The organism is Clostridium oceanicum (genome assembly GCF_039521385.1).
Lineage (GTDB): Bacteria > Bacillota > Clostridia > Clostridiales > Clostridiaceae > Clostridium_F > Clostridium_F oceanicum.
Map to the genome: position 1 here is coordinate 77,115 of NZ_BAAACG010000006.1, position 11,728 is coordinate 88,842.

At 30.5% G+C, this 11,728-nt stretch carries 10 protein-coding genes; all 10 read left to right on the forward strand.

Translation table 11 applies throughout. The features are described from left to right. Nucleotides 1-367 precede the first annotated feature (367 nt). The 10 genes from prdC (ABDZ71_RS03760) (at nt 368) to prdC (ABDZ71_RS03805) (ending at nt 11,702) form a co-directional block, all read left to right on the forward strand. Nucleotides 368-1,684, forward strand: coding sequence for a proline reductase-associated electron transfer protein PrdC (gene prdC / locus ABDZ71_RS03760; RefSeq protein WP_343759016.1), 1,317 nt, complete (start codon nt 368-370; stop codon nt 1,682-1,684). A 26-nt stretch (nt 1,685-1,710) separates the two neighbouring features. Beyond that, the gene (gene prdA / locus ABDZ71_RS03765; protein WP_343759018.1) at nt 1,711-3,804 is read left to right on the forward strand and encodes a D-proline reductase (dithiol) proprotein PrdA; all 2,094 of its coding nucleotides are present in this window, start codon (nt 1,711-1,713) and stop codon (nt 3,802-3,804) included. Between the two features lie 21 nt (nt 3,805-3,825). Then, a complete protein-coding gene (locus tag ABDZ71_RS03770) occupies nt 3,826-4,104 on the forward strand; it encodes a CBO2463/CBO2479 domain-containing protein (protein ID WP_343759020.1) in 279 nt (92 codons plus the stop codon). Nucleotides 4,105-4,167: 63 nt separating this feature from the next. Then, nucleotides 4,168-4,893 (forward strand): D-proline reductase (dithiol) protein PrdB, encoded by a 726-nt coding sequence (gene prdB, locus ABDZ71_RS03775; RefSeq protein WP_343759022.1) that lies wholly within the window; start codon nt 4,168-4,170, stop codon nt 4,891-4,893. A 403-nt stretch (nt 4,894-5,296) separates the two neighbouring features. Further along, entirely contained in the window at nt 5,297-6,073 is a 777-nt protein-coding gene (prdD, locus tag ABDZ71_RS03780) for a proline reductase cluster protein PrdD (RefSeq protein ID WP_343759024.1), read from the forward strand. A gap of 17 nt (nt 6,074-6,090) precedes the next feature. After that, nucleotides 6,091-6,561, forward strand: a complete 471-nt coding sequence (locus ABDZ71_RS03785) for a glycine/sarcosine/betaine reductase component B subunit (RefSeq protein WP_343759025.1) — start codon at nt 6,091-6,093, stop codon at nt 6,559-6,561. A gap of 13 nt (nt 6,562-6,574) precedes the next feature. Next, entirely contained in the window at nt 6,575-7,582 is a 1,008-nt protein-coding gene (locus ABDZ71_RS03790) for a proline racemase (RefSeq protein ID WP_343759027.1), read from the forward strand. 317 nt (nt 7,583-7,899) lie between these two features. Next, nucleotides 7,900-8,793, forward strand: a complete 894-nt coding sequence (locus tag ABDZ71_RS03795) for a sulfite exporter TauE/SafE family protein (protein WP_343759029.1) — start codon at nt 7,900-7,902, stop codon at nt 8,791-8,793. A gap of 106 nt (nt 8,794-8,899) precedes the next feature. Further along, a complete protein-coding gene (locus ABDZ71_RS03800) occupies nt 8,900-9,775 on the forward strand; it encodes a TSUP family transporter (protein WP_343759031.1) in 876 nt (291 codons plus the stop codon). A gap of 586 nt (nt 9,776-10,361) precedes the next feature. Beyond that, nucleotides 10,362-11,702, forward strand: coding sequence for a proline reductase-associated electron transfer protein PrdC (prdC, locus tag ABDZ71_RS03805; protein WP_343759033.1), 1,341 nt, complete (start codon nt 10,362-10,364; stop codon nt 11,700-11,702). The last annotated feature ends 26 nt before the right edge of the window (nt 11,703-11,728 follow it).

The following is an 11,728-nucleotide window of genomic DNA, read 5'->3' on the forward strand; positions in this document are numbered from 1 at the left end:
AGAAAACGTTTTAATAAAGTTCTTTTTATTAAAAAACAATAAATTAATAAGGTATAATTTTAATATTTTAATTAAAATATTAAAACAAGTGTCAATTTTTTGCAAACAAGTGTCAATTAAATAACATTCATCATAACTTATCCATAACTTGAAAAACCTACCTTATATAGGGAAAAGAATTTTATTTCAATTTATTTTGTCAGTATTTAAACAGAATATGTGATTATAATATTTATCTATAGATGGAACAAATGGCTATAAGTTAATATTATAACTAGTTTTTATATTTTTTAACAAACTTGGCATGGATTATGCTTGGATATATATATGAAGTTATACTTAAGTTGAAGATTTAGGAGGCAGATTTATGGAGAAGTTATACCGATTTCCTCTAAAGATGCATGTAGGAGCACCAGATGTTCCAACAGTAGAAAAAGGACAAGAAGTTAAAAGAGGAGAATGCATAGCTAAACCAAATGGTTTAGGTGCAAAAATTCATACTAGTGTAACAGGTATTGTAGAAAAAGTTAATGATAAAGAAATCGTTGTGAAAGCAGCTGAGAATCAATCACCAAGCTTTGAAAAAATAAAAGAATGTGAAACTATAGAAGAAACTGTAGCAGAAGCTGGGATAATAGGAGCTGGTGGAGCAGGATTCCCAACTCATATTAAACTAAAAGCAGATATACCTGATGGATATGTCATAGCAAATTGTGTAGAGTGTGAGCCAGCACTTCATCATAATATGACATTCATGAAAAGAAATCCTGAAGTTTTATTAAGCGGTATAAGATATGCAATGAAAGCCACAAAAGCACCAAAAGGATACATAGCAATAAAATCAAAACATAAAGAAACTATAAAGGTTTTAAAAAATGCTTTAAAAGGTGCAAAGGATATAGAAATAAAAGAATTAAAAGACTTATACCCAATGGGAGAAGAAAGAGCTATAATACATGCAATATTTGGTAAGTGGTTAGAACCAACACAATTACCTTTAGAAGCAAAATGTGTAGTTTTAAATGCAGAAACATTATGCAATATAACTAGAGCGGTGGAAGAGAGAAAGCCAGTAATAGATAAAGATATAACAGTAATAGGAAAATTGAAAAGTGGAAATCAGCCTAATGTATTTATTCAAGTTCCAGTAGGGATAAAGGTAAAAGATTTAATAGAAGAATGCGGTGGAATAGATGGAGAATATGGTGAACTAGTAATTGGTGGACCATATACAGGAAAAGCTGGAGATATTGAAACATCTACAGTTACAAAAACATCTGGTGGAGCAATAGTTACAATTCCATTACCAGAATATAAAGGAAAAGTAGGCCTTTTAGTTTGTGCTTGTGGAGCTAATGAAGATAGATTGAAAGATGTAGCAGGAAAAATGAATTCACAAGTAGTTTCAGTAGCGGATTGTAAAAATATAGTATATGCAAAAGGCAAAGGAAATGGTCCTGGTAAATGTAAGACACCAGGTGAATGACCAGGTCAAGCAGCTGCAGTTATGCAGTTTAAAAAAGATGGAGCCCAAAGAATTATAATATCAAATTGTAATGATTGTTCAAATACAGTTATGACAATAGCTCCAAAAGCAAAACTTCCAGTATATCATCATACTGATCACATATTTAGAACAATAGATCATACTTTAACTAGAAGATTTCCAGTAGAAAATAAATAATAGAGAAATAGGAGGGTATGTAAATTATGTCAATGTCAGTAGAACATGCAGAAGAATTAAAGAATGAATCTGCCGTATTATGTTGCAGAACAGAAGAAGGAGAAATTTTAGCAGCATCTAATTTAGAAGATCCAGATATATTCCCAGATATGGTCGATTCAGGACTGTTAACTATTCCTGATGATTGTTTAAAAGTAGGAGAAGTAATAGGAGCTAAATTGCTAAAAACTGTAGATTCACTAACACCATTAACTCCAGACATAGTAGAAGGAGCTAAAAAGTCAGAATCAGAAGCTAAAGAAGTTTCTGAAGAAGTGTTAGAAGATGGAAGTGAAAAAGCAGTTCTAAAATATAATTTAAAAGCAGGAGAAGCTATAAAGATTGGTGACTTAGAAAATCCAATGCATTTTGAAAAACTTGAAGACTCTTTACTTGTAAAGTTAGATGAAAGAGTTTTAAGTAGAGAAGAAGTTGTTGGAGCCATATTAAAGGTCGATACACCAGCTTTAACTCCTGTAACACCTGAAATATTAGAAGGATTTGAGGAGGAAGTAAACATGAGTGTTGATGAAAAAGCAACAGTAAGTGGTGGAACTTTAAGAATTAAAATTGCTGAAGGAAAAGGAATAGATATAGAAGTTCCTTTAAATGGCAAAATAGGTTCTGGAAAAACAATGGCAGCTCCAAAAGTTGCAGCTGAAAAAGCTACTGTAGTTCCAGTTTCAGAAGTTAAAGAAGAAGTTAAACCTGAAAAAGTTATAAGATCACTTAAAAGAAAACATTATAAAATAGATGAAATAAAATTTGGAAAAGAAACAAAAATTGAAGGTACTACTCTTTATATAAGAGAAGATGTTTGCAAAGATGCTATAGAAGCAAGTCCATTAGTATTAGATGTAAAAATAGATATAATAACACCAGATAAATATAATACTTATAGTGAAACTATAATGGATGTTCAACCAATAGCTACTAAAGAAGGAGAAGATACTTTAGGTCTTGGAACTACAAGAGTGCTTGATGGCGTTATAATGATGGTAACTGGTACTGATGAAGATGGAGTTCAAATTGGTGAATTTGGATCATCTGAAGGTATATTAGAAGAAAACATCATGTGGAATAGACCAGGAGCTCCAGATAAAGGTGAAACATTTATAAAAACTCAAGTTACTATAAAAGAAAAAACTAATATGGAAAGACCAGGACCAATGGCAGCTCACAAAGCTACTGATGTAATAACTCAAGAAATAAGAGAAGCTTTAAAATCTCTTGAAGATGAATCATTAGTAGTAGATACAGAAAACTTTGAACAAGTAAGAAGACCAGGAAAGAAAAAAGTTGTAATAGTTAAAGAAATTATGGGTCAAGGTGCTATGCATGATAACTTAATATTACCAGTAGAACCAGTTGGATACTTAGGTGGAAAACCAAACGTTGACCTTGGAAATGTACCTGTAATGCTTTCACCACTTGAAGTAATGGATGGTGGTATCCACGCATTAACTTGTATCGGACCTGCTTCAAAAGAATGTTCAAGACATTATTGGAGAGAACCACTTGTAATGGAATGCATGAATGATTCTGAAATAGATTTATGTGGAGTTATATTTGTAGGAAGTCCTCAAATAAACACTGAAAAATTCTATGTATCTCAAAGAATGGGTATGATGGTTGAAGCTCTTGATGTTGATGGCGCATTCGTTACTACTGAAGGATTTGGAAATAACCACATAGATTTTGCAAGTCATGTTGAAGAAATAGGAAAGAGAGACATACCATGTGTAGCATTCTCATTCTGTGCAGTTCAAGGTGCTTTAGTTGTTGGTAATAAATACATGAAATACATGGTAGATAACAACAAATCAGAAGGCGGAATAGAAAATGAAGTATTAGGTTGTAATACTTTATGTAAGGAAGATGCTGTAAGAGGTCTTGCAATGATTAAAGCTGCTATGAATGGTGAAGAAGTTAAGAAATCTGAAAGAAAATGGAATCCAAACGTTAAAGAAAATAACTTAGAAGTAATAGAAAAAGCTAGTGGAGAAAAAATAGAAAGAGTTTTAAATGAAACTTCTATACCAATGAGTAAAAAAAGAGAAGAAAAATACTCAACAAAATAATATAGAAAAGTAGGAAAATATATGGATTTAAAATATGGTAGCAAAATCATAGAAATGGAAGGCGTTATAGTAGAAATAACAGATGGTTCTGTAGCTATAGATTTTAAAGGTAGACTTGGATATTTAAGAGTTCCAAAGAGAATGTTAATATCCGATTATGAATTAAAAGTTGGTCAAGAAGTTGGGCTTAATATGAGTTTCCCAGAAGTGCTATCTGATGAAATAAACGAAAAATATGTAAGTAATATAGAAATCCAAAAAAGAAGAGGATTGACTTCAGAGGATAGATGGCAAAAATAATTGAATTAAAAGTCAGTTTATGAAAATATTTCGTTTAAGAATAGGAAGGAAGGTAAAGATATAATGAGTTTAACTATTGTAAAAGGATTGCAATCAGAAATATTTGTTCCTATTACTCCAGATCCAGTATGGGCACCAGTTGAAAAGGAACTAAAAGATATGACAGTAGCAATAGCTACAGCAGCAGGAGTTCACTTAAAATCAGAAGAAAGATTTAATTTAGCAGGTGACTTTACTTATAGATTAATTCCAGGAGATGCTGATGTAAAAGATATGATGGTATCTCATGGTGGATATGATAATTCAGATGTTAATAAAGATATTAACTGTATGTTCCCAATAGATAGAATAAGGGAATTAGCAAAAGAAGGTTTTATAAAAGGTGTAGCTAAAACTCATGTTGGATTTATGGGTGGTGGCGGAAACCAACAAAAATTTAGAGAAGAAACAGGTCCAAAAATTGCTGAAATATTAAAAGAAGAAGGAGTAGACGCAGTACTTATGACTGCTGGATGAGGAACTTGTCATAGATCTGCAGTTTTAGTGCAGAGAGCGATAGAAAAAGTAGGAATACCTACAATAATCATAGCAGCATTGCCACCAGTTGTTAGACAAACAGGAACTCCAAGAGCAGTTGCTCCAAGAGTACCAATGGGTGCTAATGCAGGTGAACCTCATAACGTAGAAATGCAAACTGGAATAGTTAAAGATTCTTTAATTCAACTAACTAAAATAGAAAGTGCTGGAAAAATAGTACCACTTCCATATGAATATATAGCAAAAGTTTAGTTTAGTTCTTTTAAAATAAGATGCAATAATGTTGTGCAAAAATTGCTCAATGTTATTGCACTTATTTTATAAAAAATAGTAGAATATAGGTTGATTTCATTTAGTGCTTTAATATTTAATAGATAAATATGAGTATATATTTTATAGAAAAATATAGATTTTCTATTGGTTTTGTGAATTTAGGATGTTATTATTATGTTAATATAAATACAATTATTTAACGTTTACAATGAAAAAATTAACAAAAAACCCTTGGTATTATATACAAATTGTTAAAATAATGCTATAATAGTTATATATTTATCATATATGTTAATTTTATAATTAACATAATATAACATGGAAATGTTAATATAAATAGTGTATTATTATATTTGGTAAATTTAAAAAGGTGGTGATGGTGATGGAACAGGAGATAAATTTAAGAAGATTAGTTATAAAAACTTTCCATATAAATAAGGTTTTATTTGGAGAAAGAACATATATAAAAGATAAAGTTTTATATATAAGAGAAAACATACTAGAAAATGTACTAGATCATGAAGAGATGGAAGATAAAAACTTAATAGAAAAACTTAATATTGATATTATATATCCACACCAGAGACATAGATTTGTAAATTCTATAATGGATTTTTCTCCAATAGCAACTAAAGTTTTAGGTACTCTTGGAGAAGGTATAACACATGTGCTAACTGGTGTACAAGTTATGCTTACAGGAGCAGAAAAAGGTGGAATTCAAGTAGCTGAATTTGGTTCTTCAGAAGGAATATTAGATGAACAAGTAGTTTTTGGAAGAAGAGGAACTCCTTCAGAAAATGATATCATAATACATTTAAATGTGACATTAAAAGATGGAGAGGCAACTAATAGACCTGGTCCAATGGCTTCTCACAGAGTATGCGATTTGATTGTTCAAGAAATAAGAAATTATATGAAAAAAATGAATGGTAGATTTTGTGATGAAAAACATGAATATAATGATAGAATAAGACCTGGTAAAAAGAAAGTTGTTATTGTTAAGCAAGTAGCAGGTCAAGGATGTATGTATGATACTGGGTTATTTGCCAAAGAACCTGGTGGACTTGTAGGGGGCAAATCTATAATTGATATGGGAAATATGCCTGTAGTAGTAAGTCCTAATGAGTATAGAGATGGCATATTAAGATCTATGAATTAAAGGGTAGGTGATATTTTATGGGTATAGGACCCTCCACAAAAGAAACAACACTTCATCATTTTAGAGATCCACTATTAGAAATCGTTTCAAATGATAACGATGTAGATTTATTAGGTATAATTGTTGCAGGAACTCCTCAAGTAAATAAAGATAAAGTTTTCACAGGCCAAAGGATAGGAGCTTGGATTGAAGCTATGAGAGCCGATGGCGCAATAGTATCTATTGATGGTTGGGGAAATAGTAATATAGATTTTGCATCTTCCATAGAAGCAATAGGAAAAAGGAATATACCGGTAGTAGGAATGAGTTTTGTAGGTACTCAAGCTCAATTTGTAGTTACCAATGAATATATGGACACAATAGTAGACTTTAACAAGTCAAAAGAAGGAATAGAAACAGAAGTAGTAGGAGAAAACACAGTAATGCCAATTGATGCTAAAAAAGCTTTAGCATATTTAAAATTAAAAATGAAAAAGCAAAACAAATAAGGAGGCACAAAAAATGAGAGCAATTAAAACTATTCAAACTATTGAATCACACACTGTTGGAGAACCAACAAGAATCGTAACTGGAGGTATCCCAAAAATACCTGGAAAAACAATGGCTGAAAAAATGGAATATCTAGAAGAAAACATGGATAACTTAAGAACAATGCTTATGTCAGAACCAAGAGGACATAACGATATGTTTGGTGCTATATACACAGATCCAGCTGATGAAACAGCTGATATCGGTATAATATTCATGGATGGTGGCGGATACCTAAACATGTGTGGACATGGATCAATGGGTGCAGCTACTTGTGCAGTAGAAATGGGAATAGTTCCTATAGAAGAACCTTACACAAACATAAAATTAGAAGCTCCAGCTGGAATGATAAAAGCTAAAGTAAAAGTAGAAGATGGAAAAGCTAAAGAAGCTTCAATAGTAAATGTACCAGCTTTCTTATACAAGAAAGATATTGAAGTTGAAGTTCCTGAATTTGGAAAATTAAAATTAGATATATCTTTTGGAGGAAGTTTCTTTGCAATGGTTGATGTTAAAAACGTTGGAATAGATATCTCTCCAGAAAATTCTCAAAAATTAAATGATCTTGGAATGAGAATAATCAATGCAGTTAATGAACAAGTTGAAATAAAACATCCAGAATTAGAACATATAAAAACTGTTGACCTTTGTGAATTCTACGGAGAACCAAAAAGCGAAGATGCAGATGTTCAAAATGTAGTTGTATTTGGTCAAGGTCAAGTAGATAGATCTCCATGTGGAACTGGAACAAGTGCTAAAATGGCATTACTTCATGCTGAAGGAAAAATGAAGGTAGGAGAAGAAATCGTAAACGAAAGTATTATATGTACTAAATTCAGAGGTAAAATATTGTCTGAAACAAAAGTTGGAGAATATGATGCTATAATTCCAGAAATAACTGGTAGTGCATATGTTACAGGATTTTCACAATTCTTAGTTGATCCAGATGATCCAGTTAAATACGGATTTGTTTTAAAATAATACTTATAAAGTAATAAAGTATTAAAAATCATAATAAAATTATATTAAGAAAAGTTATTTTTTATGACAAATTTCTTTAATATATAATTTGTGTTATTAAAACATATAGTTTTTAAAATGATATTAAGTGGGCTCTTATAAATATATAGGGCCCATTTCTATAAAATGTGAAACCAATATATAGAAGTACTGTAGATAAAATCTAATTAAGTTAGTATTTGAGTAACAAAAGAGTTTTCTAAAAATTATAAAGTTATAGTTAGTTTGTTATATATGAACTAATTATATAGATTATAAATAATTAAGGAGGGCGCTTTATGATAGTAAAGGTAGTTTTTGGGGTACTTCTAATTTTGACTATTTATTTTGCGATTACATTTTTTAAGGATTATGCAAAAGTTTCAAAGGAAGGAAATTTAGAAAAAGATAACTTCTGGATTGCTGGAGGAGTTGGGTTTGTAGCAAATTTCTTTGATACTTTAGGAATAGGAAGTTTTGCACCACTTACAGCAATGCTTAAATTTTTTCATTTAGTAGAAGATAGAGTACTTCCAGGTACATTAAATGTTTCTTGTACTTTGCCAGTTGTTACGGAAGCACTTATATTTATAACAGTTATAGAAGTAGATCCTATAACATTATTTTCTATGTTGATATCATCAACTGTAGGTGCAGTTGTTGGAGCTAGTGTTGTATCTAAATTTGATGAGAAAAAAGTTCAGCTTGCAATGGGACTTGCGCTTTTGGTTGTTGCTGTATTAATGCTTGCAAGTCAATTAAAGCTTATGCCAATGGGAGGAGATGCTATTGGACTTACTGGAGGAAAACTTGTAATAGCCGTAGTAGTAAACTTTTTCTTAGGAGCTTTAATGACTCTTGGAATAGGATTATATGCACCATGTATGGCACTTATATATGCACTTGGAATGAGTCCAAAGGTTGCATATCCAATAATGATGGGTTCTTGTGCTTATTTGATGCCAGCTTCAGCATCAAAATTTGTTAAAGAAAGTGCATATAATAGAAAAGTGTCTATGTCTATAACAATATTTGGGGTTATAGGAGTTTTAATAGCAGCATATTTGGTGAAATCACTTCCTATAAAAGTTTTAACATGGATAGTAATAGTAGTTATAGTATACACTTCAATTACTATGCTTAAAGCTTATAGTAAAAATAAAGCTAAAGAAAGTCAATCTTTATCTAATTAAATAATTTGCATAATATATTTTATAAACATAAGTTAACACAAATAATATATTTAAAAATGTATTGTTTATAATAAACTAAATAAAAAAAGGAAATAGGGGGATACAAATGATAGTAAAAGTAGTTACAGGTCTATTAGCTGTATTAACAATTTATTTTGGAGTTTTCTTTTTAAAAGACTATTACAAAGCAGCAAAAGAAGGAAAATTAGAAAAGGATACTAATTTTTTAGTATCAGGAATAATAGGAATGGTTATTAACTTTTTCGATACTTTAGGAATAGGAAGTTTTGCGCCACTTACAGCAGCATTAAGAGGATTTAAGCAAACAAGAGATAGAGTGCTTCCAGGAACTCTTAATGTTTCATGTACAATTCCTGTTGTTGTAGAAGCTCTTATATTTATAACAGTTATAGAAGTAGAGCCTGTAACTTTATTTTCTATGTTAATATCAGCAACAGTTGGTGCTGTAATAGGAGCTGGGATTGTATCTAAACTTGATGAAAAGAAAGTTCAACTTGCAATGGCTATAGCCCTTCTTGTAGTTGCAGTAACAATGCTTGCAGGACAACTTAAATTAATGCCATCTGGTGGAGATGCAATAGGTCTTACAGGTGTTAAATTAGTAATAGCTGTAGTTGTAAACTTCTTTTTAGGAGCACTTATGACCCTTGGAATAGGATTATATGCACCATGTATGGCTCTTATATCTTTACTTGGAATGAGTCCAAAGATAGCATATCCAATAATGATGGGATCTTGCGCATTTTTAATGCCAGCTTCAGCAACAAAATTTGTTAAAGAAGAAGCATACAATAGAAAAGCATCTATGGCAATAACAATATTTGGATGTATTGGAGTGTTTATAGCAGCATATTTAGTAAAATCACTTCCTATAAATATATTAAAATGGCTTGTGATAGTTGTTATTATATATACTTCATTTACTATGTTTAGAGCTTATTCTAAACCTAGAACAGTTTAAAAGTTATAAAATAATAAAAAAGAGAGATTGCATTTTATTTTTGCAATCTCTTTTTTTATTATTAAGAAATTATAATTTTTAGTAATATATTACTTTATATTTATTTAGAATTAAAAAATAAAAGTTACATAAAATAAATTTACATAGTAGAATATATTAAAAAAACGACTTTATTTTTGTTTATTTATAAACAAACAGAAATAATTACTATATAAATATCAGGGGATATATAAAGGCCTAATAACGATTACAACTAACATAAAATTCTTTATATTCTGAAAATGTCAAAAAATCATACATATATAAGTATGAAAAGGTATAAAAAAATCGAATAAAGTAGAACTAAAGCTATTAAAAATAATTATAATGACTAAAAGTTGACACTTACATTAAATAAGTGTCAATATATTGACTTTAATTAGTTAAAAAATAAATTAAATAATGAATAAAAAATAGGAAATGATAATAAAATAACAAAAGAAGGCTTATAAAAGGCGAAAATAGCGATTTTTTGTAGTAAATTTAACTTTTTTTAAATAAATTTTATTAAAATTATAAAGTTGGCATAAACATTGCTAAGAAGTATATGTGTGTAAATAAGTTGAGGAGGGGTAACATGAATAAGCTTTACAAATTTCCTCTAAAGATGCATGTAGGGGCACCAGATGTTCCAACTGTAGAAAAAGGACAAGAAGTTAAAAGAGGAGAATGCATAGCTAAACCAAATGGTTTAGGTGCAAAAATTCATACTAGTGTAACAGGCACAGTAGAAGAAGTTAACGATAAAGAAATAATAGTAAAAGCAGATGATAACCAATCATCAGATTTCGTAAAAATAAAGGAATGCGACAGTATAGAAGAAACTGTAGCAGAAGCTGGAATAATAGGAGCCGGTGGAGCAGGATTCCCAACTCATATTAAATTAAAAGCTGATATACCTGATGGATACGTTATAGCAAACTGTGTAGAGTGTGAACCTGCACTTCATCATAATATAACATTTATGAAGAGAAACCCAGAAGTTTTATTAAAAGGTATAAGATATGCAATGAAAGCTACAAAAGCTCCAAAGGGATATATTGCTATAAAATCAAAACATGGTGAAACTATAGAAGTATTAAAAAATGCTTTAAAAGGTTCAAATGATATAGAAATAAAAGAACTAAAAGATTTATATCCAATGGGAGAAGAAAGAGCAATAATCAATGCTATATTTGATAGATGGTTAGAACCAACACAATTACCTTTAGAAGCAAAATGTGTAGTTTTAAATGCAGAAACATTATGCAACATAACTAGAGCTGTTGAAGAAGGTAAACCTGTAATAGATAAAGATATAACAGTAGTAGGAAAATTAAAAAGTGGAAACAAACCAAATGTATTTATTCAAGTTCCAGTAGGTACAATGGTAAAAGATTTAATAGAAGAATGCGGTGGAATAGATGGAGAATATGGTGAGCTAGTAATTGGTGGACCATACACAGGAAGTGCTGGAGATTTTGAAACATCAACAGTTACAAAAACATCTGGTGGAGCAATTGTTACTATAAATCTACCACAATACAAAGGAAAATTAGGTCTTTTAGTCTGTGCTTGCGGAGCTAATGAAAATAGATTAAAAGATATAGCAGGAAAAATGAACTCAGAAGTAGTTTCTGTAGTTGATTGTAAAAACATAGAATATGCAAAAGGCAAAGGAAATGGTCCTGGTAAATGTAAGACACCAGGTGAATGACCAGGTCAAGCAGCTGCAGTTATGCAGCTTAAGAAAGAGGGAGCTCAAAGAATTATGATTTCAAATTGTAATGATTGTTCAAATACAGTTATGCAAATAGCTCCAAAAGCAAAGCTTCCAATATATCATCATACTGATCATATATTTAGAACAATAGATCACACTTTAACAAGAAGACTTCCAGAAGAGTAGAAGTGTAAATAAGAATTTAAGGGAGG